This is a genomic window from Streptomyces sp. NPDC018019 (assembly GCF_044327805.1).
In the GTDB taxonomy this organism is placed as follows: domain Bacteria; phylum Actinomycetota; class Actinomycetes; order Streptomycetales; family Streptomycetaceae; genus Streptomyces.
In genome coordinates this window covers 148,929-172,391 of sequence record NZ_JBIRGD010000010.1, presented here as the reverse complement: position 1 = coordinate 172,391, position 23,463 = coordinate 148,929, and the positions used below count along the sequence as shown (strand labels likewise).

21 protein-coding genes are annotated in these 23,463 nt (G+C 74.5%); 12 read left to right on the top strand and 9 right to left on the bottom strand.

Going from position 1 to position 23,463, the window contains the following annotated elements; all coding sequences use genetic code 11:
- Positions 1-6: 6 nt before the first annotated feature.
- A complete protein-coding gene (locus ACH4FX_RS18925) occupies positions 7-1,476 on the top strand; it encodes a peptidoglycan D,D-transpeptidase FtsI family protein (protein WP_398480296.1) in 1,470 nt (489 codons plus the stop codon).
- Between the two features lie 70 nt (positions 1,477-1,546).
- The gene (locus ACH4FX_RS18920) at positions 1,547-2,167 is read left to right on the top strand and encodes a nucleoside triphosphate pyrophosphatase (protein WP_398480294.1); all 621 of its coding nucleotides are present in this window, start codon (positions 1,547-1,549) and stop codon (positions 2,165-2,167) included.
- 24 nt (positions 2,168-2,191) lie between these two features.
- On the opposite strand, the gene ACH4FX_RS18915 is transcribed toward ACH4FX_RS18920, so the two are convergent.
- The 4 genes from ACH4FX_RS18915 to ACH4FX_RS18900 form a co-directional block, all read right to left on the bottom strand.
- The gene (locus tag ACH4FX_RS18915) at positions 2,192-3,445 is read right to left on the bottom strand and encodes a lanthionine synthetase LanC family protein (RefSeq protein WP_398480292.1); all 1,254 of its coding nucleotides are present in this window, start codon (positions 3,443-3,445) and stop codon (positions 2,192-2,194) included.
- Between the two features lie 64 nt (positions 3,446-3,509).
- Positions 3,510-3,677, bottom strand: coding sequence for a hypothetical protein (locus ACH4FX_RS18910; RefSeq protein WP_398480290.1), 168 nt, complete (start codon positions 3,675-3,677; stop codon positions 3,510-3,512).
- Between the two features lie 17 nt (positions 3,678-3,694).
- On the bottom strand, positions 3,695-6,442 hold the full coding sequence (locus tag ACH4FX_RS18905) for a lantibiotic dehydratase (RefSeq protein WP_398480288.1): 2,748 nt from the start codon (positions 6,440-6,442) through the stop codon (positions 3,695-3,697).
- Positions 6,435-7,478: a thiopeptide-type bacteriocin biosynthesis protein gene (locus tag ACH4FX_RS18900; protein WP_398480286.1), complete on the bottom strand. Its 1,044-nt coding sequence runs from the start codon at positions 7,476-7,478 to the stop codon at positions 6,435-6,437. Before ACH4FX_RS18900 ends, ACH4FX_RS18905 begins: the two co-directional genes overlap by 8 nt.
- 207 nt (positions 7,479-7,685) lie before the next feature.
- On the opposite strand from ACH4FX_RS18900, the gene ACH4FX_RS18895 reads away from it, so the two are divergent.
- Positions 7,686-8,408 (top strand): TetR/AcrR family transcriptional regulator, encoded by a 723-nt coding sequence (locus ACH4FX_RS18895; RefSeq protein WP_398480284.1) that lies wholly within the window; start codon positions 7,686-7,688, stop codon positions 8,406-8,408.
- Entirely contained in the window at positions 8,405-8,692 is a 288-nt protein-coding gene (locus ACH4FX_RS18890; RefSeq protein WP_398480282.1) for an antibiotic biosynthesis monooxygenase, read from the top strand. Before ACH4FX_RS18895 ends, ACH4FX_RS18890 begins: the two co-directional genes overlap by 4 nt.
- Positions 8,693-8,721: 29 nt before the next feature.
- On the opposite strand, the gene ACH4FX_RS18885 is transcribed toward ACH4FX_RS18890, so the two are convergent.
- Positions 8,722-8,931, bottom strand: a complete 210-nt coding sequence (locus tag ACH4FX_RS18885; RefSeq protein ID WP_150247991.1) for a DUF2180 family protein — start codon at positions 8,929-8,931, stop codon at positions 8,722-8,724.
- 245 nt (positions 8,932-9,176) lie between these two features.
- Here ACH4FX_RS18885 and ACH4FX_RS18880 point away from each other — a divergent pair, with 245 nt between their 5' ends.
- Positions 9,177-9,908 (top strand): IclR family transcriptional regulator, encoded by a 732-nt coding sequence (locus tag ACH4FX_RS18880; protein ID WP_398480280.1) that lies wholly within the window; start codon positions 9,177-9,179, stop codon positions 9,906-9,908.
- 114 nt (positions 9,909-10,022) lie between these two features.
- Entirely contained in the window at positions 10,023-10,859 is an 837-nt protein-coding gene (locus ACH4FX_RS18875; RefSeq protein ID WP_398480278.1) for an MOSC domain-containing protein, read from the top strand.
- Here the strand turns inward: ACH4FX_RS18875 and ACH4FX_RS18870 are convergent.
- On the bottom strand, positions 10,831-11,286 hold the full coding sequence (locus tag ACH4FX_RS18870) for a hypothetical protein (RefSeq protein WP_398480276.1): 456 nt from the start codon (positions 11,284-11,286) through the stop codon (positions 10,831-10,833). The genes ACH4FX_RS18875 and ACH4FX_RS18870 overlap by 29 nt on opposite strands.
- 430 nt (positions 11,287-11,716) lie before the next feature.
- Between ACH4FX_RS18870 and ACH4FX_RS18865 the strand changes: the two genes are divergently transcribed.
- The gene (locus ACH4FX_RS18865; protein ID WP_398480274.1) at positions 11,717-13,486 is read left to right on the top strand and encodes an acetyl/propionyl/methylcrotonyl-CoA carboxylase subunit alpha; all 1,770 of its coding nucleotides are present in this window, start codon (positions 11,717-11,719) and stop codon (positions 13,484-13,486) included.
- A 69-nt stretch (positions 13,487-13,555) separates the two neighbouring features.
- Here the strand turns inward: ACH4FX_RS18865 and ACH4FX_RS18860 are convergent, their stop codons facing one another.
- Positions 13,556-14,737, bottom strand: a complete 1,182-nt coding sequence (locus ACH4FX_RS18860; protein WP_398480272.1) for an alpha/beta hydrolase — start codon at positions 14,735-14,737, stop codon at positions 13,556-13,558.
- 336 nt (positions 14,738-15,073) lie between these two features.
- Between ACH4FX_RS18860 and ACH4FX_RS18855 the strand changes: the two genes are divergently transcribed.
- Complete coding sequence (locus ACH4FX_RS18855; protein ID WP_398480270.1) at positions 15,074-15,628, top strand: TetR/AcrR family transcriptional regulator; 555 nt, start codon at positions 15,074-15,076, stop codon at positions 15,626-15,628.
- Between the two features lie 121 nt (positions 15,629-15,749).
- Here ACH4FX_RS18855 and ACH4FX_RS18850 read toward each other — a convergent pair whose 3' ends face one another.
- Together ACH4FX_RS18850 and ACH4FX_RS18845 are read right to left on the bottom strand one after the other, a co-directional pair.
- On the bottom strand, positions 15,750-16,736 hold the full coding sequence (locus ACH4FX_RS18850) for a DeoR/GlpR family DNA-binding transcription regulator (protein ID WP_398480268.1): 987 nt from the start codon (positions 16,734-16,736) through the stop codon (positions 15,750-15,752).
- Between the two features lie 283 nt (positions 16,737-17,019).
- A complete protein-coding gene (locus ACH4FX_RS18845; protein ID WP_398480266.1) occupies positions 17,020-18,477 on the bottom strand; it encodes an NAD(P)H-quinone dehydrogenase in 1,458 nt (485 codons plus the stop codon).
- 96 nt (positions 18,478-18,573) lie between these two features.
- On the opposite strand from ACH4FX_RS18845, the gene ACH4FX_RS18840 reads away from it, so the two are divergent.
- From ACH4FX_RS18840 to ACH4FX_RS18825, 4 genes are all read left to right on the top strand, one after another.
- Positions 18,574-19,011, top strand: coding sequence for a gamma-glutamylcyclotransferase (locus ACH4FX_RS18840; RefSeq protein ID WP_360136724.1), 438 nt, complete (start codon positions 18,574-18,576; stop codon positions 19,009-19,011).
- Between the two features lie 205 nt (positions 19,012-19,216).
- A complete protein-coding gene (locus tag ACH4FX_RS18835) occupies positions 19,217-20,038 on the top strand; it encodes a purine-nucleoside phosphorylase (RefSeq protein WP_398480265.1) in 822 nt (273 codons plus the stop codon).
- Positions 20,039-20,297: 259 nt separating this feature from the next.
- A complete protein-coding gene (locus ACH4FX_RS18830) occupies positions 20,298-21,971 on the top strand; it encodes a phospho-sugar mutase (RefSeq protein WP_398480263.1) in 1,674 nt (557 codons plus the stop codon).
- 193 nt (positions 21,972-22,164) lie between these two features.
- Positions 22,165-23,430, top strand: coding sequence for a hypothetical protein (locus ACH4FX_RS18825; protein WP_398480261.1), 1,266 nt, complete (start codon positions 22,165-22,167; stop codon positions 23,428-23,430).
- The last annotated feature ends 33 nt before the right edge of the window (positions 23,431-23,463 follow it).

Below are 23,463 nucleotides of genomic sequence, written 5' to 3'. Positions count from 1 at the left end.
AGAGCGATGAACAGGCCGCTGAGACACATAGCCGTCTTCTGCGGAGTACTGGTGCTGGCGCTGCTGGTGCGCGCCACCTGGGTCCAGTTCGTCCAGGCGGACTCGCTGGCGAACGACGAGAACAACCGCCGGGTGAAGATCGAGGCGTTCTCCTACCCGCGCGGCAACATCATCGTCGGCGGCAAGCCGATCACCGGGTCGGTCGAGACGGCCGGCGACTTCAAGTACAAACGGGTCTACAAGGACGGCCCGATGTACGCGCCGATCACCGGCTACGCCTCGCAGTCCCAGGGCACCACGTTCCTGGAGGGCGTCTACAAGGACATCCTCAGCGGCAAGGACGACCGGCTCTTCCTCAAGCGCGCCAAGGACGTGCTGACGGGGGAGAAGCCGCGCGGCGGCGACGTGCTGACGACGATCAACGAGAAGGCGCAGCGGGCCGCGTACAAGAGCCTGACCGACATCGGCGCCAAGGGCGCGGTGGTCGCCCTGGAGCCGGGCACCGGCAAGATCCTCGCGATGGCCAGCACGCCGTCCTACGACCCGTCGGTCTTCGCGGGCAGCTCCTTCAAGGAGGGCGACAAGTACACCGCCCTCATCAAGGACAAGTCCAAGCCGATGAACAACCGGGCGTCCCTGGAGATCTACCCGCCCGGCTCCACGTTCAAGATCCTCACCGCCGCCGCGGCCCTGGAGCACGGCGTGGTCCCGGACATCGACACCCCGGTGCAGGCCCCGGTGCCGTACACGCTGCCGCAGACGGCCACCAAGGTCGGCAACGACATCGCCACCGCGCCGTGCGAGAACGCGTCCCTCAAGGTCGGCATGCAGTGGTCCTGCAACAACACCTACCTGGAGGCGGCGAACCGGCTCGGCACGGACAAGATGCGCGAGACGGCGGAGAAGTTCGGCTTCAACCAGAAGATCTTCACCCCGGTGCGCACCGCCACCAGCGGCTACCCGAAGAAGCTGGACAAGCCGCAGACCGCGCTGACCGGCATGGGCCAGGGCAGCCTGACCGCCACCCCGCTCCAGATGGCCATGGTCGTCGCCGGGCTCGCCAACAACGGCAAGGTCATGCAGCCGTACCTGGTCGAGGAGACGCGCGGCCCGGACCTGTCGACGATCGAGAAGTTCGAGCCCAAGGAGCTGAACCAGGCCGTCTCCGAGAGCACCGCGAAGAAGGTGCAGGAGATGATGGAGAACACCGCGGAGAACGGCACGGCGAAGAAGGCGCTGATCGACGGCGTGAAGGTCGGTGCCAAGACCGGTACCGCCCAGCACGGCGCGGACGTCCGCGACGAGCGCCCGTACGCCTGGTTCGTCTCGTACGCCAAGCAGGGCAACGGCTCGCCGGTCGCGGTCGCGGTCTTCGTCGACCCCTCGGACATGGACATTCCCCGCAAGGAGATCGCGGGCGGCAAGCTGGGCGGTCCGATCGCGAAGAAGGTCATGGAGGCCGTGCTCGGCAAGTGAGCGGGCGGGACCGGGCCGGTCACGGGGCGGGCGTCGGACGACGCCCGCCCCGCTCCGTACGATGGCGGCCATGACCGTTCAGCCCGGCACCGCCGCCCGCCGTCTCGTCCTCGCCTCCCAGTCCCCCGCCCGGCTCGGCCTGCTGCGCCAGGCCGGGCTGGCACCCGAGGTGATCGTCAGCGGTGTGGACGAGGACGCGATCACCGCCGGCAGCCCGGCCGAGCTGGCCCGGGTGCTCGCCGAGGCCAAGGCGGACGCGGTGGCCGCGCGCCCGGAGGCCGCCGGCGCCCTGGTCGTCGGCTGCGACTCGGTCCTGGAGCTGGACGGCCGGGCGCTCGGCAAGCCCGCCGACGCCGAGGACGCGACCGCCCGCTGGAAGTCGATGCGCGGCCGTTCCGGAATCCTGCGGACCGGGCACTGCGTGATCGACACGGCGCGGGAGGGCGGCCGGGTGTCGGCCACCGCCTCCACCACCGTCCGCTTCGGCGAGCCGAGCGACGCGGAGATCACCGCGTACGTGGCCTCCGGCGAACCGCTGTACGTGGCGGGCGCCTTCACCCTGGACGGCCGGTCGGCCCCGTTCGTCGACGGCATCGACGGCGACCCCGGCAACGTCATCGGCCTGTCCCTGCCGCTGCTGCGCCGCCTGCTGGCGGACCTGGACGTGGCGATCACCGACCTCTGGGCGTAGTCCGGCCGTCCGCCGCCAGCGCGCTCAGCGCAGCCCGAAACACGGCTGCCACAGGCGGTCCGCATCCGGTACGGCCACGGTGAGCAGCGCGCACAGCGGTCCCGTCGCGCCGCCCAGCAGCCCCATCCGCTCCTCCCCCAGCGTCCGCACGTCGGGCAGCCGGTCCAGCAGGTGGCGGGTCAGGCGAGCGCGCAGGGCCGTCGCGGCGGGCAGCCGCGCGTGGTGGTGGAAGGCGTCCGCGACGGCCAGTACACCGGCGGCGCCGTGGCAGCAGGCGAGCAGGTCGGCCGGGTGGTCACCGAAGAGGTGGAAGTCCGGGTCGTAGCGCTCGGCGAGGCCGGTGAAGGCCCGCGCCGCCCACTCGGCGGTCGCGTCGTCGCCCAGGGCGTCCGCCGCGTCCCACAGCGCCCAGGTGACGCCGGGGTTGCCGTAGCACCACGCCTGGCGCGCGCGGGCGCCGGGCGGCGGCCCGGTGTCGAGTCCGGCGCCGTCCCAGCTGCGGATGCCGCGGGCGTCGTCGAAGGACTGACGGACCAGCCACCGGGTCGCGTTCCGCAGCGCGCGCCGCGTCCCGTCGTCCGGCCGCAGGCGCCGGGCCGCGGCGGTGAGCGCGGTGACGAGGCCGGCCACGCCGTGCCCCGTGCCGGTGTTGATCCGCCCTTGGACCCAACTCAGGTAGGGGTGCTCCGCGTAGCCGTCGGTGCGCAGCCGCGGCAGTTCCTCCGCGTCGCAGAGCGACGCCAGGTGAGCGGCGTACGGCCGGAGTTCGCGTTCCTCCGGGTCCGCTCCGGCGCACAGGGAGAGCAGCGTTCCCGACGGTCCGATGATCAGATCGTAATCGGGGAACCGGACGCCCTCGTGCCGCCACGGCCGCCCCTGCGCCCCGCTGACGAGGTGATCGCGCAACCGGTCGGCGAGCCGGTGCAGTTGGGGGTGGAGCCGGGCGCCGAGGCGCAGCCCGGCGAGGGTGCCCGCCAGACCGCCGTCGTACAGGCCGGGGTGGCCCTGGCCGTGGCCGACGCTCCGGGCCCACACCGCCACCGTACGGCCCGCGGCGGTGGCCTCGGCAGGGTCTCCGGTGGCCGCCACCAGGGCGGCCAGCGCGGGGACGCCCGGGTCGCAGGGGGCGGTCTCGGCCGTCCACTGCCGTGGGCCGGACGTCTGGCGGCAGGCCCAGGCGTCCAACTGCCCGACGGCGAGGGCGCGGATCTCCGGGGCGGCGTCGGCAGCGGCGGCGCTGTCCGCAGCGGTGTCCTCGGGGCGAGTGCCGGTGCTCATGCGCGTGTCCGTCCGGGGAGGCGCAGCCGTCCGTCCGGCCGCGGCCGGACGGACGGCGGTGCGGTCAGCCGCAGATCAGGACGGTGCCGCACACGAGCACCGTACAGACGTTGCTGCAGTGGCCGGAGTGCGCTTCGGTCTCCGGCAGCTCGGTCTCGGTGATCCGGGTCTCCAGGTCGCCGATGAGCTCGTCGAGGTCGGTGAGCTCGGTGCGCTCCAGGGTGTCCGACATGACGGTGTTCCCTTCTCTCAATGGATGGGGTCCGCCCCGGCGGCGCGCCCGCTGGGGGCGAGCGTTCCGGGGAGGCCGGTCCCGCCGCCCAGGGCGGCGGCCGCGGACGCCGCGAGATCGCCGATCGCGCGGTCGTGCGGAAGTCTCATGAGGAGCTGGGCGGCCACGTACGCGCCGTCGCCGCGGCCCCGGCCGCCGTCCCGGTGCGCGCGGTCGCGCAGCACCAGCCCGTCCGGCGCGGGCAGCATCTCCTCGACCAGCAGCTCGTCGCCGCCCTCCGGGGCGCTCCCCCGGGCCAGCAGCCGGTCGACGACGCGCAGCGCGGGCAGCGCCGCCAGGTCGGCCGGTACGGGCTTGGCACCCGCGCCGTACCGCAGGAACACGAAGCGGGGCAGGCCGGCCGAGCGGCGCAGTGCCGCGAGGGCGCGCACCTTGGCCAGGTCGCCGTCGTCGGCGCGCCACAGCGCCGTACGCGGCAGCCGCCAGGTGGCCGGGGAGACGACCAGCCGTCCGCCCACCGTGAGCCGTGGCAGCCGTGCGGCGCGCGGGAAGGCTCCGGCCAGCCCGTCGAGCCGGACGAGGTACGCCGTCCCGGGGTGGCTCGCGGCCATCAGCAGCCGCAGCAGCACGTCGTACGGCGGCAGGGCGCTGCGCGTCCCGTGGTGGACCGGCACGATGCGCCGGCCGTCCGCCTCCGCGATCACCCGCCCGCCGTCGCGGCGCAGCGTGACGCGGTCGAGCGGCAGGTAGCGGGCGGGGCCGGCGGCGGTCCCGTAGTACGGCGCGGGGTCGGGGTCGCCGGTCCACCAGCCGGTGACCAGCGGGCGGCGTACGGCGTTGGCGGCGCGCTCGGCCAGTGGGGGCACCAGCAGTTCGACGAACCGCACGTCCGCTTCGCGTTCCACGGCGGCGAGGAAGGCGCGGTAGCGCTCGGCGTTGTCGTAGCCGCCGTGCAGGGTGTGCAGCGCGTCGGCGAACCGGGCGTCCAGCATGCCGGCGGGCGAGGCCGTCTCCAGGACGGCCAGCGGGCCCGGTCCGGCTCCGGCGAGGGGCCGCAGCAGGCAGTCGACGGGCCAGGGCGGCAGTACGGCGGCGCCCGCGGGCGCGTCGAAGGAGTCCAGCAACGCGTCGGTGACGTCCACCTGTTGCTCGTCGCCGCGGGTGGCGAGGTGGGCGAGCAGGCGGGCGTATCCGGAGTGCGCGGTACGGGCCGGGTGCCAGCCTTCGTAGCGGTGCCGCGCGGGCGCGGTGGGCCTGCCGTCGCCCTGCGCCAGCCGGACGTCGGGCCAGTGATCGGCCAGCAGATCGCTGAGGGCGCGTGGACGCTCGTCGAGCACGCGCAGTTCGTCGGGGAGCTGCCGCCCGGACCCGCCGGGCCGGACGTCGGCTTCGCGCAGCGCGGCCAGGCGGGCGGCGGTGCGCAGTGCGTCGCGTACGGCGTCGGCGGCTGCCGCGGGCACCGTGGCCGCCCCTTCGGCCATCCGGTACGAGTCCACGAACTCCGCGTCTCCCAGGGCCTGCGGACGCGGCAGCCGGTCCCGCTCGCGGACGGCCACCGGCGGCGTCCAGGCGCTGCGCCGACGGCGCGGGGCGGCACAGACCTGGAGGACGCCGAGGCCGTGCAGGTGGGCGAGGAATCCGCGCAGCACCCGGCGGGTGCCGTCGCCCGTCCGGCCGGGCCCGGTGCCGCCTGCGCCGCCCGTGGTGCCCAGCAGCGCGGTCTCGATCTCGCCCAGCGGGCGCGGCCCCTCGGCCAGCAGGGTCAGTACGGCGTCCAGCGGCCGGGTGCGGCGCAGTTCGACCTGGCGCAGGCGGTCCCGTACGGCCGGGTCGGTCACCCAGCACCGTACGGCTCCGGCGGTGCGGAAGTGCAGCGGCGCGGGCGCGAGCAGCGTCGCGGGGTCCGCCGAGGTCAGGTCGACGGCGCTCAGGCGGGTCCGCGCCACGTGCACGTTCTCCGCCGCCTCGGCCGCCATCGCGCCCAGCGCCGTGCCGGGTGCGAGCAGCGGCGGCGGCTCGTCCGGGTCCGTGGCGCCGGGTGCCGTACGGGTTTCGACCGGGAGCGGCGCGACCTGGCCGACCCAGCCGCGCGGTGTGGTCTTCACCGCGGCCCGGCCGAGCGCCCGCCACAGGTACGCGCCGCTCTTGCGCAGCCGCTTGCCGTTCCAGGACTCGCCGTGCGCCAGCCGGCGTTCGACGGTCGGTGCCAGGTCCGGTGCCGCGTCGGCCAGGAAGGCCCGCATGACCGGTCCCGCGCAGGCCAGCGTCCAGCCCAGCGCGCCCACCCGGTCCGTCTCGTCCGCGACCGCGCTCTCCAGTTCCCGCCGGGCACGGGACAGCCGTACGTCGTTGCGGTGCACGGCGACGGCCTCGTGCACCAGGTCCTCCGGGACCGCGGCCAGGGACTCCAGGTACGCGCAGTCCGCCTCGCCGGGGGCCGCACCGCCGTGCAGGCGGCGGCGCAGCGCGAGGACCGCCCGGCGGTCGGCGCCGGTGAGGGCGGGGTGCGGGACCACGGCGGTGCCCAGCCGTCCGGCGAGGGCGCGGGCGCGGCCGGCCTGCTGCCGCCGTGCGCGGTCGTACTCGCCGGCCCGCTCGAAGAGCCGCGGGTTCCCGGCGCCGGTCCACGCCGCGGCCGGTATTCCGGCGGTGCGCAGCAGGGCCGTACCGCCGAGCCCCGGCCCACCCGGCGACCCGGGCGCGCCCGCGTCCACCTCGGGCGCGCGCCCGTCCGCCGCGAACGCGCCCATGTCCGCCTCAGCCACGGCCGGTCACTCCCGCCACGGCCGCCGGGCGCGGGTCCGCCGCGGGCGCCCGGCTCATCTCGGGTGCCGCGAGGGCCGCCGTCAGCAGGGACTGCCGCGCCGGGGAGAGCCGGCCGCGGTTCCAGTGGAAGATCACGCAGTACGCGGCGGCCCGGCGCGGCCCGGCACCGCCGGTCGCGTCACCGGACGCGAAGTACCCGGTACACCACTGCCGCGCGGCCGTGCCGACCGCGTCCCGGTGGGCTTCCAGGGCGGCGCGCTCGGGCGCGGGCAGCCCGGCCGTCAGCTCGTCCCGGCCGCGCCGCCAGAACGCGCGGATGCCCTCGGCGGCGCGCCGCGTGGCCGCCGCGTCGGGGTCCTCGCCGAGCCGCCGCCCCGTGTCGTCCCGTACGGACTCCCACACCCCGCGGTGCTCCCAGCCGACGATGCCCAGCCCGTCGAGCAGTTCGCGGAGCAGCGTCAGGGAAACCCGCCAGTCCGCGGCTTCGGGGGCGCCTCCCCCGGCCGCCGCGCCGGCGTGGTGGTCGAGCCAGGCGAGCGAGTCGGCCGTGAACACCCCGTGCACCCAGGGCATCGCGCGCTCGCCGCCGAACAGGTAGGTCTCCGGCTCGTACACCCCGCAGACCGGCGGGCGGATCAGCGCCGCGCCGAGTCCGCCGTCGGTGGTGAGACGTGCCAGCAGATCGGCGCGCAACGCGTCGCACGCGTCCCGTGCGGGCGCCTGGAAGCGCAGGCGCAGGCCCGGGGGCTTGTGCATGAAGAAGAAGTTGCGGACCGCTCCGGCACCGAGGAGTTCGCGGACGGTCCGCGCGAGGCTGCCGTACAGGTCGCGCCGTACCGCCGCTCCCGGGTCCAGGCTCACCTGGACCCAGTCCGCGCCCGGCCCCCCGTCACGGAGGGTGGCCAGCCCGGCGGCGAGGAACGCGCGGCGGGCGTCGGCGTACCCAGGATCGTCCGGCCCGACCGGCACCGTTCCGAGCGGGGCGACACGGGCGTCCCGCAGGCAGTCGGCCAGCAGTTCCGCGACCGGCAGCATCCCTACCTCCTCATGAAGAGCGCACGGGGCACTCCTCGCATGGTGACCCCGGCGCGCGCCCGTCGCATGCGGAGCGCGCCCCGGTACGGGTCACGGAGGGTGAGGGCGGCCGGCGCCGCGTCCGCTGTGCGACCGGGCCGGGACCGTCAACGCTTCGGCGGGCGAAGGCCATTGAATGCGCGCGGGCGCGGCGCGTAACATACATACATGCATGTAGGTAAGAGCGCGGCGAGCGGGCCGGACGGGCGAGGCGGCGCGGGGCACCCCCGCGCCACGCAGGCCGAGCGGCGGGCACGCACCCGCGCCGCGCTGCTCGAATCGGCCGCCCGCGGCCTGTCCCGCTACGGCTACGGCAACCTCAGCCTCGAACAGGTCGCCCAGGAGGCCGGGTACACCCGCGGCGCGCTCTACCACCAGTTCACGGGCAAGCAGGACCTGGCCCTGGCCGTGACCGAGTGGGTGCTCGAAACCTGGCAGCAGGAGGTCGGCCGGCTCGTCGACCAGGCACCGGACCCGGTCGCGGCGCTGCTCACCCTGGCGCGCGGGCACGCCGTCCACTGCCGGCGCGACATCGCCCGCGTGGCGATCGCGCTGCGGCTGGAGTTCACCGGACAGGACCACCCGGTGGGAAACGCGATCGAGCAGGGCTACCGCGCTCTGACCGCCCGCTGCACGGCCCTGGTCGAAGCGGCGCGCGCGGCGGGGGCGATCCCGGACGGCCCGCCCGCCGGGACCGTCGCACTCGCCTTCGTCGGCGCGGTCGAGGGCACCTCGATCGCCCTGGCCGGGCACGCACCGCACGACGAAACGCTCGTGACCAGGGCCGCCGCCGGCGCGCTCGGGCTCACGTACCCACCCGGGGTCCCCGCGGACCACGCGGGCCCCGGCCGCACGGCACACCGCCGGACACCGCGAAGGAGAGCGTCATGAAGGTCGGCATGGTGGCACACCACTACCCGCGCCCCGCACACCGCGAGGAGTTCGTCGCCCGCGTGCACCGCGTCGCCGAGGAGTTCCGGCGCACGCCCGGCTGCCTGTCGGCGGACTGCTGGCTGACCGCGGACGGCGACGCGGTGGTGTCGGTCGTGCAGTGGGAATCCGAGGAGGCGTCGGCCGCGTCGCTCGCCGCCGTGCAGGCGGCCCCCGGGCTGGACCTCGCCCACGACGAGCGGGAAGCGCGCCCGCGCGAGATCGTCCGCCTCGTGGCGCCCTGACCGTCCGGAGGCCGCCCGGAGACCGTGCGTTACGCCGCCGCCGTCGCCGCGTGGCGGCAGTGCGTGCACAGCAGGCGGCGGCCCGCCGTGTGGGACGTGCTGCGGCCCAGGCCCGCCGTCCGGTGGACCGTGCGCGGGACGACGGCGGCGTGCGCGGCGCACGCCGCCGCGCCGCACTCCGCACAGACGGCCAGCGCGGCGGTCGCGCTGCCGAGTTCCGCACAGTCGAAGCACTGCATTGAAAAACTCCTGGTGAGCTTGGTTCCGAAACCGGAAGAGTGGAGGCCCGACCTGGGTGAACGGTGACCGGCCGCCGTACATTCCCGAAATGTCCGGTGCGGTGACGACCGTCACCGCGGCCGGCCCGGCCCCCCACGAAGCTGTGCGAGGCTGGAGGGCCGTACGCACGCGCCGCCCGCCCGCGTACCCGCCCCCGCCCCCGCACACCGCGCCCGTACGCCGCCCGCCCCGGAGGAAGACCGCCATGCCGCAGTCCGTCGACCGTGCCCTGGACCTGCTCGACGCGGTCGCCGAGGCGGCGGAGCCGGTCCCGGCCAAGGCGCTGGCCCGGCAGCTGGACTGCGGGCTGTCCACGGTCTACGACCTGCTCGGCTCGCTGACCGAGCGCGGCCACCTGACCCGTACGGCCGCCGGGTACACCCTCGGCTACCGCGTCCCCGCCCTGCACCGGGCGTTCCAGCGGCAGTTGCGGATCGACGAGCGGGTGCACGAGGCGCTGCTGCGGCTGCGCCGGTCGTCCGGCGCGGACATCTTCTTCAGCACATACCGGGACGGCGGGATCGCCGTGCTGGACGGCGCCGCCGGACCGGACTCCGCCTTCTCGGTCGGCCCGGACACCGCCGCGCACGCCACGGCGCACGGCCGCGCCCTGCTCGCCGCCCTCCCGGCCGCCGCCCGGCGCCAGTACCTGACCGCCGGCGAACTGCCGCCCCGGACCGCGCACACCCTCACCGCCCCGGACCGGCTGGAACGCGAGCTGCGCCGGATCCGCCGGGAGGGAGTGGCCGTGGAGCGGGAGGAGTCGGTGCCCGGAATGGCGTGCATCGCCGTACCGGTACCGGTGCGCCCCGGCGGCCCCGGCACCCCGGCCACCGCACTGACCGCCGTATCGGCCGCCCTGCCGGTGGCGGACTTCGCCCGGCTGCGCGGCCCGCTGACGGAGGCCCTGCGGCGCGAGGTGATGGCGCTGGCCTGAGGGCCCGGCGCTAGGTTGGCACCGACAGCGCGTGGGGAGCGCGGTGCGTACGGGCGTCGTGAGATGCGCGGGGTGCGCGGTGGTCACGGGGCCCATGAGGAACAGGGGGAGCACATGACCGGCAGGGCGACGGTGGCCGAGCTGAGGTACTACCCGGTCAAAGGGTGTGCGGGGGTGTCGGTGAGCACCGCGGAGCTGACGCCCGCCGGGCTCGCGCACGACCGCGGCTTCATGGTGACCGGCACGGACGGCGTGTTCCGCAGCCAGCGGCGGGACCCCCGGCTGGCGGTGATCCGGCCCGGGATCAGCCCGGACGGCACCCGGATGACGCTCGCCGCGCCGGGCGCGGACACGCTGAGCCTGGACGTGGACGCCTCGTCCGCCCCCAGGGACGTGGAGCTGTTCAAGGTGCCTTACCGGGGCATCGACCAGGGTGCCGCCGCGGCCGAGTGGCTGACCGAGGTGCTCGGCGCGCCGAGCAGGCTCGTACGGGTGCCGCCGGACCACGGCCGGGTGACGGACGGTCTGACCCCCGGCACCTCCGGGTACGCCGACAGCTGCGCGCTGCACGTCCTGTCCCGCTCCTCGCTGGCGCTGCTGCACGAACGGCTCGCGGCACAGGGCGCGGCCCCCCTGCCGATGGACCGGTTCCGGCCCAACATCGTGGTCGACGGCTGGGACGAGCCGCACACCGAGGACCGGGCGCGCCGGGTCGCCCTCGGCGACGCCGAGTTGGGGTACGCCAAGCTCGCGGTGCGCTGCGCCGTGACGACGATCGAGCAGGGGACCGGCGCGCGGACCGGGCCGGAGCCGCTGCGGACCCTGGCCGGGTACCGGCGCGCGGCCGGCGGCGGCGTCGTGTTCGGCGCCAAGTTCGCCGTGCTCCGGCCGGGCACGCTGTCGGTGGGGGACGAGGTGGACGTCAGGACGTGGGGCGAGCCGGAGCGGTAGCCGACGCGCCGCCGCCCGTACCGTCCGCGCCGTCCGCCGCCCCGTACGCCAGCAGCGTCAGCACCAGCAGCCCGAGAACGGCCATCAGCACCGCGAACGCCGCCCAGCCGACCAGCCCGACCGCGAAGGCCCCGAGGACGGCGTGCGCCACCGCGCAGCCGATCAGCGCGATGCGCCCGAGGGTCCCCGGCGGGCGGTCGCGCACGGCGGTACGCGCCAGGAGGACGGCGCAGCACACCAGGTAGAGAGCGAAGACGGCGCCGAGCACCCAGGCACCGGCGGACATCGCGCCGGGGTCCACGCCCGCCATGGACATGTGCTGCTCGTCCACCACGATGCTCAGGACCCAGTTCAGGAAGAGGATGCCGAGCGCCTCCAGCACCAGCACCACCGCCGCCGCCCACGCCACCGGTCCGCGCGCCGCCATTCCGACCACCCACTTCCCGGCCGCTGCACTGTTACCGCGAGTACGAAAGTCCGTCGCGCAGGCTACTCCTGGGTACCCCCCGCTCTACAAGAGGCCGGGGGCGGGTAAGAGCCGGAACGGAAGCGGACGCGCCCGCCGGGGCGCAGCCGCGGGCAAAGTTTCCTTCGCCCATTCGTAGGGACTCCACAAAGAATCGGGGTTCCGGTGAACGGCGGACGGGCGAGACCTTGCCCACATTTTGATCACTGCGGCACCCCGGGAATACGGGCCTACCCTGGGATACCGGGCGACTTCGGTCCCGGACGCCCACCGGGCACACGCTCCGTGTGGGCAAGCTCACTACCGGGAACGGGTCGGCACGCGGTGTCGCCAGTCCCTAAACTCGCGACGTCCTAATTTGTTGCGGCGAAGCGCCAAGGAGGAACCGATCGTGCGCAAGGTGCTCATCGCCAACCGAGGCGAAATCGCTGTCCGCGTAGCCCGTGCATGCCGGGATGCCGGAATCGGGAGCGTAGCCGTCTACGCCGACCCTGACCGGGACGCCCTGCACGTCCGCGCGGCCGACGAGGCCTACGCCCTGGGCGGTGACACTCCTGCCACCAGCTACCTGGACATCGCCAAGGTCCTTGCCGCCGCCGCCGATTCGGGCGCCGACGCCATCCACCCCGGTTACGGCTTCCTCTCCGAGAACGCCGAGTTCGCCCAGGCCGTCCTCGACGCCGGGCTGACCTGGATCGGCCCGCCGCCGCAGGCCATCCGCGACCTCGGCGACAAGGTGGCGGCCCGTCACATCGCGCAGCGCGCCGGTGCGCCGCTGGTCGCCGGCACCCCCGACCCGGTCTCCGGTGCGGACGAGGTCGTGGCCTTCGCGGAGGAGCACGGCCTGCCGATCGCCATCAAGGCGGCCTTCGGCGGCGGCGGGCGCGGCCTGAAGGTCGCCCGCACCCTGGAAGAGGTGCCGGAGCTGTACGACTCCGCCGTCCGCGAGGCCGTGGCGGCCTTCGGGCGCGGCGAGTGCTTCGTGGAGCGCTACCTGGACCGTCCGCGGCACGTGGAGACCCAGTGCCTGGCCGACAAGCACGGCAACGTGGTCGTCGTCTCCACCCGTGACTGCTCGCTCCAGCGCCGCCACCAGAAGCTCGTCGAGGAGGCCCCCGCGCCGTTCCTGAGCGAGGAGCAGAACGCCGAGCTGTACCGCGCGTCCAAGGCCATCCTCAAGGAGGCCGGCTACGAGGGCGCGGGCACCTGCGAGTTCCTGGTGGGCCAGGACGGCACGATCTCCTTCCTGGAGGTCAACACCCGCCTCCAGGTCGAGCACCCGGTCACCGAGGAGGTCACCGGCCTCGACCTGGTGCGCGAGATGTTCCGCATCGCCGACGGCGAGGAGCTGGGCTACGACGACCCGCCGGTGCGCGGCCACAGCTTCGAGTTCCGCATCAACGGCGAGGACCCGGGCCGCAACTTCCTCCCGGCCCCCGGCACCGTCACCAAGTTCGAGGCCCCGGCCGGCCCCGGCGTGCGCCTGGACGCGGGCGTGGAGTCCGGCTCGGTCATCGGCCCGGCCTGGGACTCGCTGCTCGCCAAGCTGATCGTCAGCGGCGCCACCCGTGAGCAGGCGCTGCAGCGCGCCGCCCGCGCGCTCGGCGAGTTCACCGTCGAGGGCATGGCCACCGCCATCCCGTTCCACCGCACGGTCGTCGAGGACCCGGCGTTCGCGCCCGAGCTGACCGGCTCCACCGAGCCGTTCCGGGTGCACACCCGCTGGATCGAGACCGAGTTCGTCAACGAGATCAAGCCGTTCGCCGCGCCCGGCACGGACGAGGCCGAGGCGGACACCCGCGAGACGGTCGTCGTCGAGGTCGGCGGCAAGCGCCTGGAGGTCTCGCTGCCGTCCTCGCTCGGCATGCCGCTGGCCCGTGCCGCGGTCGCCGGGGGCGCCAAGCCCAAGCGCAAGGCGGCCAAGAAGTCCGGCTCCGCGGCCTCCGGCGACTCGCTCGCCTCGCCGATGCAGGGCACCATCGTCAAGGTCGCCGTCGAGGAGGGCCAGCAGGTCGCCGAGGGTGACCTGGTCGTGGTCCTGGAGGCGATGAAGATGGAGCAGCCGCTGAACGCGCACCGCTCCGGCACGGTCAAGGGCCTGACCGCCGAGGTCGGCGCCTCGCTCTCGTCCGGCGCGGTCATCTGCGAGATCAAGGACTGACGGCCGTACCGTACGCGTCCGAAGGGGCCCGCGGCACCCGCCGCGGGCCCCTTCGCTGCCGTCCGGACGCTAGGAGTTGCCCACCACGTCCTGCGGGAACGTCAGCTGCCGGCTCATCCACTGGAGCGCGGCGGGCAGTTCGCGCCGCCAGGTGGCGAAGTTGTGGCTGCCCTGGTCGAGGATGATCGATTCGGCCTTCATCGGCGGCTTGACCGCGTTCAGGAACTCCTTCGCCGCCGGGTAGTTCTTCTCGCCCTCCCGGCTGGTGCCGATCAGCACGGACACCTGCGGCGCGGGCAGGTGCGCGAGCCGCCACATCAGGTCGTGCTCCCGCTTGCGCCGGGCCCGCTCCGCGCCGCTGCCGAAGAGGTCACCGGTGGTGGGGTCGCTGGTGACCTTGTAGTCGGGCGACAGGGCCGCCGCCGAGGTGTACGTACGGGGGTGCCGCATGGTCAGCTGGAGGGCGCAGCTGCCGCCGGACGAGTAGCCGAGCACGCCCCAGGCGCCCGGGTCGTGCCCGACCCGGTAGTGCTCCTTCAGGGCGGTGGGCAGGTCGCTCGCGAAGAACGTCTCGGCCTGCGGGCCGCCCGGCACGTCCACGCACTGGGTGTCGCGCGGCGGCGCGATGGTGGGCCGCAGCATGACGATGACGGTGGGCTGCATCCGGTTCCCGGCGATCAGGTCGCCGGCCGTCTGCGGCACCCGCAGGTGCTGCCCCAGCAGGTAGTGGCCGCCCGGGTAACCGCTGATCGCGACGATGACGGGGAAGCGCTGGCGCGCGTACTGCTTCTGGAAGTACTGCGGCGGCAGGTAGACGTACGCCGGGTCCACGGCCTTGGTGCGCTTGCCCACGATCCGTACGGACTCCACCCGGCCCGTCCGCTCGGGCGGCCCCTTCGGCAGGCCGTGCACCTTGTCCAGCCCCTCGGCCCCGGCGGGCTGCACCAGGCCCTTGGACGGGTCGCCGGCCGGTCCCGCTCCCCCGTCGCCCCATTTGGCGACGGCGCCCGGCGCGTCGTCGTACAGGCCGAGCAGCTCGTGCCAGGAACCGTAGAACTGGAAGTTGGCGTTCACGACGAGGCCGAGCGCGGCGACGATGGACAGCTGGGTGGCCAGGATGGACCCGATCCGGCCCAGCCAGGCCAGCGGGCCGCTTCGGGCGAAGCGCGGCCACTGCCAGAGCGTGAGCCCCACGCACACCACGGCGACCGCGATCATGGTGTACAACAGCGATCGGCTGGTCAGTTCCATTGCTTCCCCAGGTGCTCCCGGCAGGTGTTCCCGCACGCGTTCCGACGGTCTCCGAAGACCCCATTGCGCCAGGTTTGATGCCTGCCGGGAGCGCCCCGTTGCCACCGCTCGCACTTGTTCCCCAAGGCGCCCACGCCGCCTTCCCTCCCCGTCACCCGCGGGCCGCCTCCCGTCCACCCCGCGCGCCGGGCGGCGGGGTGCGCCGCCGGTCCGAAGGCTTGTGCGGTGGGCGCAGTGGCATCCTGGGGACACCGGTCCGGTGGAGGGCCGCGCTCAGGGAGGACGGCGAGGACGGCGATGGTGACCGAGACGGCAGGGCAGGAAACCGTACGACCCATGCGCGCCGACGCGCGCCGCAACTACGAGCGGTTGCTGGCGGTGGCCCGTACGGCCTTCACGGACCACGGCACGGACACCTCGCTGGAGGACATCGCACGGCGCGCGGGCGTGGGGATCGGCACGCTCTACCGGCACTTCCCCAACCGGACGGCCCTGATGGGCGCCGTTTTCCAGGGCGAGGTGGACGCGCTGCTGGCGCACGCGCGGGAGCTGAGCGACGCGCCGCAGCCGTGCGCGGCGCTGGTCGAGTGGCTGCGCGCGATCATCGCGCACGCCAGCACCTACCGCGGGCTGTCACGGGCCCTGATGGCCGCGTCCGGCGACGCCACCTCCGGGCTGTCGCGGTGCAGCGTCCCGATGCGCGAGGCGGGCGGTGAACTGCTCGGCCGCGCGCAGGAAGCGGGCGCCGTACGGACCGATGTGAGCATCGGCGATCTGATGCAGCTCACCAACGGCATCGCGCTGGCCGTGGAGGAGTCACCGGACGACCCCGGCCTGGCCGACCGGCTGCTCACGCTGACGCTGCGGGGGCTGCGCGCCGAGCAGGGGTGAGCGGGGCCGGGACGCGGGGGCGCCGGGACGCGGGGCGCGAGCGCCGGGGCTCCGGGTCGTCCGTCCGGGTCCCGGGCCGTCGGGGCGGTGCCGGCGCGGCCGTACGCGCGCCGGCACCCGTTCAGCGGCGGCGGGGTGCCAGGTCGGCGACCCGGCTGCCGGGCGGCTCGGCGAGCGGCGCGGCCGTCCGCAGCTGCGGCCCGGAACCGCCGCCGCCCGGGGACAGGTTGCGCCGCTGGCCGGGCAGCGGCACGTCCCTGCGTGGGCCCCGGCGGTCGGCCGCCATCACCTCCGATGCCGGCTGGCCGGCTCCCGTGCCGGCCCCGGGCCCGCCGGCCACCGAGATCTGCACGCCCTGGTCGGCCAGGGCCTGGAGTTCGGTCGCGGCCCGGTCGTCGTGGCCCGGCGGCTCGTCGGTCACCAGCCGGGTGATCACGTCGGTGGGCACCGTCTGGAACATGGTGTCCGTACCGAGCTTGGTGTGGTCGGCGAGGACCACGACCTCCGCCGCCGCCTGCACCAGCGCCCGGTCCACGCTCGCGGAGAGCATGTTGGACGTGGACAGGCCGCGCTCGGCGGTCAGGCCGCTGCCCGAGAGGAAGGCGCGGGAGACCCGCAGCCCCTGGAGCGACTGTTCGGCCCCGCTGCCGACCAGCGCGTAGTTCGAGCCGCGCAGGGTGCCGCCGGTCATCACGACCTCGACACGGTTGGCGTGCGCCAACGCCTGGGCGACCAGGAGGGAGTTGGTGACCACGGTCAGACCGGGCACCCGCGCGAGCCGGCGGGCCAGCTCCTGCGTGGTGGTACCGGCGCCGACCACGATGGCCTCGCCTTCTTCGACGAAGCCGGCGGCGAGATCGGCGATGGCCGTCTTCTCCGCGGTCGCTAGGTGGGATTTCTGTGGGAAGCCGGACTCCCGGGCGAAACCGCCCGGCAAGACCGCACCGCCGTGCCGGCGGTCGAGCAGTCCTTCTGCCTCCAGCGCCCGCACGTCCCGCCGTACGGTTACTTCGGAGGTCTGGACGACGCGGGCGAGCTCACGGAGCGACACGGCTCCGTTCGCGCGCACCATTTCGAGGATCAGTTGGCGACGTTCTGCAGCGAACACGAAACTGACAGTAACGCCAACGACCGTCTGCTTTCAGCAGGTTGCACCAATTAACGGAAGTTGTTCGTTCCCGACCCTCGCACGTGGTATATGCCGGTGGCCGGTCGCGCAGTGGCATAAGAGTGCCATGAAGCGGCGCCGAAGGGCATCTTCCGCCGTCGGACGGTACGCGGAACGGGCGGCCGGGCGGTGCGCCCGGCCGGCGTGCGGGGAGGCCGTCCCCGGCCCGGCGGACCGGTGTCCGCCCGGACCGTTCATCCCGTTGGCCGCGGTCTGATCGGCCCTATTCGGCGGGCTGCTCGCCGGACGTCTTGCGCGTGTGCAGCTGCCGCGCGACCTCGGCGATCGAGCCGGACAGCGACGGGTAGACCGTGAAGGCGCTGGCGATCTGCTCCACCGTCAGGTTGTTGTCGACCGCGATCGAGATCGGGTGGATCAGTTCGCTGGCGCGCGGCGAGACCACCACACCGCCCACCACGATGCCCGTGCCGGGGCGGCAGAACAGCTTCACGAAGCCGTCGCGGATGCCCTGCATCTTCGCGCGCGGGTTGCGCAGCAGCGGCAGCTTGACGACCCGGGCGTCTATCCGGCCCGCGTCCACGTCCGCCTGGCTGTAGCCGACGGTGGCGATCTCCGGGTCGGTGAAGACGTTCGCGGAGACGGCCTTGAGGTTGAGCGGGGTCACCGCGTCGCCGAGGAAGTGGTACATCGCGATCCGGCCCTGCATCGCGGCCACGGAGGCCAGCGCGAGGACGCCGGTGCAGTCGCCCGCCGCGTAGACGCCGGGGGCCGAGGTGCGCGAGACCTTGTCCGTCCAGATGTGGCCGGAGTCCTTCAGCCGTACGCCGGCCTCTTCGAGCCCGATGCCCGCGGTGTTCGGGATGGAGCCGACCGCCATCAGGCAGTGCGAACCGGTGATCGTACGGCCGTCCGACAGGGTGACCTCGACCCGGTCGCCCACCCTTTTGGCGGAGGCGGCCCGCGAGCGCGCCATCACGTTCATGCCGCGCCGGCGGAAGACGTCCTCCAGGACGGCGGCGGCGTCCGGGTCCTCGCCCGGGAGCACCCGGTCGCGGGACGAGACGAGGGTGACCCGCGAGCCGAGCGCCTGGTAGGCGCCGGCGAACTCGGCGCCGGTGACGCCGGAGCCGACCACGATCAGCTCTTCCGGCAGCTCGTCGAGGTCGTAGACCTGCGTCCAGTTCAGGATGCGCTCGCCGTCCGGCTGGGCGTCCGGGATCTCGCGCGGGTGCGCGCCGGTCGCGATCAGGACGGCGTCCGCGGTCAGCGTCTCCTCGGTGCCGTCCGCCGCGGTGACGGTGACCGTGCGCGAGCCGTCCGGCGACTGCCCCGGCTCCAGCCGGCCCCGGCCGCGCAGCACCCGGCCACCCGCACGGGTGACGGAGGCGGTGATGTCATGCGACTGGGCGAGCGCCAGCCGCTTCACCCGGCGGTTGACCTTGCCGAGGTCCACCCCGACGACCCGGGCGGGCCGGTCGACCGGCGGGGTGTCGTCCTCGACGATGATGCCCAGCTCGTCGTAGGACGAGTCGAAGGTGGTCATCACCTCGGCCGTCGCGATGAGGGTCTTGGACGGGACGCAGTCGGTCAGCACCGACGCCCCGCCCAGGCCGTCGCAGTCGACGACGGTCACCTCCGCGCCGAGGGAGGCGCCCACCAGGGCCGCCTCGTATCCGCCGGGTCCGCCACCGATGATCACGATCCGAGTCACGTACTCCATTGTCCCGTACGCCCGCGCCGGGGTACCCCCCGGGGGCCGCCGTTCGCACCTCACGTACCACGAGCCCACCCCCTGACCTCCCGTACCCTCGGAACCATGTCGCTCTACGCCGCGTACGCCGGCAACCTCGACGCGCGGCTGATGACCCGCCGCGCTCCGCACTCGCCGCTGCGCGGCACCGGCTGGCTCAACGGCTGGCGGCTCACCTTCGGCGGGGAGCAGATGGGCTGGGAGGGAGCGCTGCCGACGATCGTCGAGGCCCCCCGCTCGCAGGTCTTCGTCGCCCTCTACGACATCGCCCCCATGGACGAGGAGTCCATGGACCGCTGGGAGGGCGTGGGCATGGACATCTACCGCCGCATGCGGGTGCGGGTCCACACGCTCGAAGGCGACGAGGCCGCCTGGCTCTACGTCCTCAACGGGTACGAGGGCGGCCTGCCGGCGGCCCGCTACCTCGGCGAGATCGCCGACGCGGCGGAGTCGGCGGGCGCGCCGCACGACTATGTGATGGAGCTGCGCAAGCGGCCTTGCTAGGCCCTGCGCCGGACCATCGTTTGCCGCCCGGGTGACGGCCGGGCCCGGGGACCGCGTGCCGCGGCGGGTCCGGTGGGGCCGAGGCCGCGGACCGGCCCGTTCCACCGCCGTCCGGAACCTTCGTACGGATCTACGAACAGATCGGCGGGATGCCGTCGGCCGGGACATCTACGCGCGTAGGCAATTACCGGCTACCCTCGTCCGCGTGAACGCATCTGTTACCCCGGACATCGCGCGCGACCCGCAGGGCGCCGCCGCCGACGCCGCTGCCCGCCTGCGCGAGCTGACCGGCGCCGAGACCCACGACGTCGCCCTGGTGATGGGCTCCGGCTGGGCGCCGGCGGCCGAGGCACTGGGCACGCCCGAGCACGAATTCCCGGTCACCGAGCTGCCCGGCTTCCCGGCCCCGGCCGTCGCGGGCCACGGCGGCAAGGTCCGCTCGTACAAGATCGGCGAGAAGCGGGCCCTGGTCTTCCTGGGCCGTACGCACTACTACGAGGGCCGCGGTGTGGCCCCCGTCGTGCACGGCATCCGCACCGCCGCCGCGGCCGGCTGCAAGACCGTGGTGCTCACCAACGGGTGCGGCGGCCTGCGCGACGGCATGCGCCCCGGCCAGCCGGTCCTGATCAGCGACCACCTGAACCTGACCGCCACCTCCCCGATCGTCGGCGCCCGGTTCGTCGACCTGACCGACCTGTACTCGCCGCGGCTGCGCGCGCTGTGCAAGGAGGTCGACGCGACGCTGGAGGAGGGCGTGTACGCCCAGCTCCCCGGCCCGCACTACGAGACCCCGGCCGAGATCAGAATGCTCCGCACCATGGGCGCGGACCTGGTCGGCATGTCCACCGTCCTGGAGGCGATCGCCGCCCGTGAGGCCGGCGCCGAGGTGCTCGGGCTGTCCCTGGTGACCAACCTCGCCGCGGGCATGACCGGCGAGCCGCTCAACCACGAAGAGGTCCTCCAGGCCGGGCGCGACTCCGCGACCCGCATGGGCAGCCTGCTCGCCCAGGTGCTCGGCAAGCTCTGAGCAGCGGCGTCCGAGCAGACGCGTCCGGACACACACGGAAGCAGGAGTACGGGGCGTTCACGGACGCCCCGTACGTCGTACGGGTGCCCCGGGGCGCGCCGTACGCAAGGGGCCGGGCCGGCCGGGACCCCCGCACGCCCTGGCGCGGCGCGCGCGGCCGGCGCCCGCGCGCCCGCCGGTCGAACAATCGCGCGGAGTGGGTAAGCGTTACGCGCCGAGCGCTTCCCCCCACCACCGCAACCAGAGGCAGGAGCATCACGTGGCAACCGATCCCGCGGAGCTGATCAGCCGGGCGAAGGCATGGCAGGCCGAGGACCCCGACCTCGAAACCCGCGAAGAGCTGGGCAAGCTCATCGACGCGGAGGACCTGGACGAGCTGGCCGCCCGGTTCGCGGGCACCCTGCAGTTCGGCACCGCCGGACTGCGCGGCGAGCTGGGCGCGGGCCCGATGCGGATGAACCGCGCCGTCGTCATCCGCGCGGCGGCCGGGCTGGCCGCGTACCTGAAGGACCAGGGCCGGGCCGGGGGGCTGGTCGTGATCGGGTACGACGCGCGGTACAAGAGCGCGGACTTCGCGCGGGACACCGCCGCCGTGATGGTGGGCGCCGGGCTGCGCGCCGCGGTGCTGCCGCGCCCGCTGCCCACCCCGGTCCTGGCCTTCGCCATCCGGCACCTGGGCGCCGTCGCCGGCGTCGAGGTCACCGCCAGCCACAACCCGCCGCGCGACAACGGCTACAAGGTCTACCTGGGCGACGGTTCGCAGATCGTGCCGCCCGCGGACGGGCAGATCGCCGAGCGCATCGCGGCGGTGCAGTCGCTGAACGACGTACCGCGGCCCGAGGAGGGCTGGGAGGTGCTGGGCGAGGACGTCCTCCAGGCGTACCTGGAGCGTACGGACGCGGTGCTGACGCCGGGCTCGCCGCGCGACACGCAGGTGGTCTACACGCCGATGCACGGCGTCGGCCGGGACGTGCTGGTGGCCGCCTTCGCGCGGGCCGGCTTCCCCGCGCCGACCGTCGTCACCGAGCAGGCCGAGCCGGACCCGGACTTCCCGACCGTGGCCTTCCCCAACCCGGAGGAGCCGGGCGCGATGGACCTGTCCTTCGCCACGGCGCGCTCGGTCGGCCCGGACATCGTCATCGCCAACGACCCGGACGCGGACCGCTGCGCCGTCGCCGTACCGGCCCCCGGTACCGAGGACGGCTGGCGCATGCTGCGCGGTGACGAGGTCGGCGCGCTGCTGGCCGCGCACCTGGTCAGCAAGCAGGCGTCCGGCACCTTCGCCACCACGATCGTGTCGTCCTCGCTGATGTCGCGGATCGCCGCCGCGGCCGCGCTGCCGTACGAGGAGACCCTGACCGGCTTCAAGTGGCTGGCCCGCGTGGACGGCCTGCGGTACGCGTACGAGGAGGCGCTCGGCTACTGCGTCGACCCCGAGGGCGTCCGGGACAAGGACGGCATCACCGCCGCCCTGCTGATCACCGAGCTGGCGGCCGAGCTCAAGCAGTCCGGCCGGACGCTGAGCGACCTGCTGGACGACCTGGCCCTGGAATTCGGCCTGCACGCCACCGACCAGCTGTCGGTGCGCGTCGAGGACCTGTCGCTGATCGCCGCGGCCATGCGGCGGCTCCGCGAGCAGCCGCCGGCCGCGCTGGCGGGCCTGACCGTGTCGTCCGCCGACGACCTGTCCCAGGGGACGGACACGCTGCCGCCCACCGACGGCCTGCGCTACCACCTCGCGGGGACGGAGCGGGACGGCGTCGAGAGCGGCCGGGTGGTGGTCCGGCCCAGCGGTACCGAGCCCAAGCTGAAGTGCTACCTGGAGGTCGTGGTGCCGGTCGGCGACGCCCAGGCGCTGGGCGCGGCGCGCGCCCGGGCCGACGAGGTGCTCGGCGCGATCAAGGCGGATCTGTCGGCCGCGGCCGGCATCTGATCTGACGGCGGACAGGCGGCGGGCCCCGGGACCGAAGGGTTCCGGGGCCCGCTCCGCTTTCCCGTACGGGTGACAGCCCCGTACGGGTGACAGTCGTACTGCACCTGCCGCAGCGCGCCCCCGCCACCGCCCGCACTCCGGGACACGCTGGTCTGGTCCGACAACCTGCCCAGCCCTCCCAGGAGTTGCCGCAGTGTTCCCGACCGCGACCGGCACGGCCGTCCCCACCGCACCGGCACCGGACTCCGCCGCCCGCCGCTCCCCCGGACGAGCGCTCCGGAACTCCCTGCACCGCGCCGGGCCCGCGCTGCTCGGCTACACCGCCGTACGCCTGCTGGGCACGTTCGTGCTGATGAAGTGGGCGCATCTCCAGCACCACGGGCTGTGGCCGCTGCTGGCCAACCGGTGGGATTCGCGCTGGTACACGGGGATCGCCGACCACGGTTACGCGGCCTCCCTCGATCCGAGCCGGTTCGACGCGTGCAACCTCGCCTTCTTCCCGCTCTACCCGGTGGTCGTCAAGGCCGTCGCGGGCGTGACGCCGGGCTCCCGCGCGACCATCGGGCTGCTCGTCGCGGTCGGCTGTTCGCTGTTCGCCGCGTGGGGGATCTACGCGGTGGGCGAGCGCCTGCACGGGCGTCGGGTGGGCACCGTACTGGCCGTCCTGTGGGGCGTCACGCCGGTCGCCGCCGTCCAGTGGATGGGCTACACGGAGTCCCTGTTCACCGCGCTGGTGGCGTGGTCGCTGTACGCCGTGCTGACCGACCGCTGGGTCACGGCCGGAGCGCTCTGCCTCCTCGCCGGGCTCACCCGGCCCACCGGCGTGGCGCTCGTCGCGGCGGTCTGTGTCAGCGCCGTCGTGGCCCTGTGGCGCATGCGCCGTACCGCGTCCGTGCCGCCAGGGCCGGACCCGGCCCCGGAATCGGACCTGGACCCGGACCCGGACCGCAGCCGGATACGCCGCATCGTCCTGGGCGCGGTGCTCGCGCCGCTCGGCTGGCTCGCGTACGTCGGGTGGGTGGGCGTACGGCTGGGGCGCGCGGACGGCTACTTCGCGGTCCAGCGGCAGTGGCGCAACGAGTGGGACGGCGGCGCGGAGACGCTGCGCGCGCTGCGGGCCACCCTGGTCCACCAGTCGCGCCCGCAGCTCTATCTGGTCGTGGTGTCGGTGGTGCTGATCGTGTCGGTGGTGCTGTTCCTCCTGCTGTGCCTGTCCGACCGCCGGTCGCTGCCGCTCCTGGTCTTCAGCGGCGTCCTGCTGACGGTCGTCCTGGGCAGCGGCGGCGTCTACTTCCCCCGGGCCCGCTTCCTGCTGCCCGGCTTCCCGCTCCTGCTCCCCCTGGCGCTGGCCCTCGCCGGCGCCCGCCGCCGTACCGCCCTGCTGTGCTTGCCGGTGGCCGCCCTGGCTTCGGCCTACTTCGGCGCGTACATGCTGCTGACGTACCGCGGCGCGTTGTGACGTCCGGGCGCGGCTCCCCGCGGGGCATGCGCC

What these genes read in the sequence shown, in the direction of transcription:
- ACH4FX_RS18900 (WP_398480286.1), bottom strand. Translation starts at nt 7,478, where the DNA reads ATGCTGCCGGTCGCGGAACTGCTGGCCGACTGCCTGCGGGACGCCCGT.
- ACH4FX_RS18845 (WP_398480266.1), bottom strand. Translation starts at nt 18,477, where the DNA reads ATGGAGTACGTGACTCGGATCGTGATCATCGGTGGCGGACCCGGCGGA.
- ACH4FX_RS18880 (WP_398480280.1), top strand. Translation starts at nt 9,177, where the DNA reads ATGCCGCAGTCCGTCGACCGTGCCCTGGACCTGCTCGACGCGGTCGCC.
- ACH4FX_RS18925 (WP_398480296.1), top strand. Translation starts at nt 7, where the DNA reads ATGAACAGGCCGCTGAGACACATAGCCGTCTTCTGCGGAGTACTGGTG.
- ACH4FX_RS18915 (WP_398480292.1), bottom strand. Translation starts at nt 3,445, where the DNA reads ATGAGCACCGGCACTCGCCCCGAGGACACCGCTGCGGACAGCGCCGCC.
- ACH4FX_RS18885 (WP_150247991.1), bottom strand. Translation starts at nt 8,931, where the DNA reads ATGCAGTGCTTCGACTGTGCGGAACTCGGCAGCGCGACCGCCGCGCTG.
- ACH4FX_RS18910 (WP_398480290.1), bottom strand. Translation starts at nt 3,677, where the DNA reads ATGTCGGACACCCTGGAGCGCACCGAGCTCACCGACCTCGACGAGCTC.
- ACH4FX_RS18875 (WP_398480278.1), top strand. Translation starts at nt 10,023, where the DNA reads ATGACCGGCAGGGCGACGGTGGCCGAGCTGAGGTACTACCCGGTCAAA.
- ACH4FX_RS18870 (WP_398480276.1), bottom strand. Translation starts at nt 11,286, where the DNA reads ATGGCGGCGCGCGGACCGGTGGCGTGGGCGGCGGCGGTGGTGCTGGTG.
- ACH4FX_RS18840 (WP_360136724.1), top strand. Translation starts at nt 18,574, where the DNA reads ATGTCGCTCTACGCCGCGTACGCCGGCAACCTCGACGCGCGGCTGATG.
- ACH4FX_RS18895 (WP_398480284.1), top strand. Translation starts at nt 7,686, where the DNA reads ATGCATGTAGGTAAGAGCGCGGCGAGCGGGCCGGACGGGCGAGGCGGC.
- ACH4FX_RS18855 (WP_398480270.1), top strand. Translation starts at nt 15,074, where the DNA reads ATGCGCGCCGACGCGCGCCGCAACTACGAGCGGTTGCTGGCGGTGGCC.
- ACH4FX_RS18920 (WP_398480294.1), top strand. Translation starts at nt 1,547, where the DNA reads ATGACCGTTCAGCCCGGCACCGCCGCCCGCCGTCTCGTCCTCGCCTCC.
- ACH4FX_RS18890 (WP_398480282.1), top strand. Translation starts at nt 8,405, where the DNA reads ATGAAGGTCGGCATGGTGGCACACCACTACCCGCGCCCCGCACACCGC.
- ACH4FX_RS18860 (WP_398480272.1), bottom strand. Translation starts at nt 14,737, where the DNA reads ATGGAACTGACCAGCCGATCGCTGTTGTACACCATGATCGCGGTCGCC.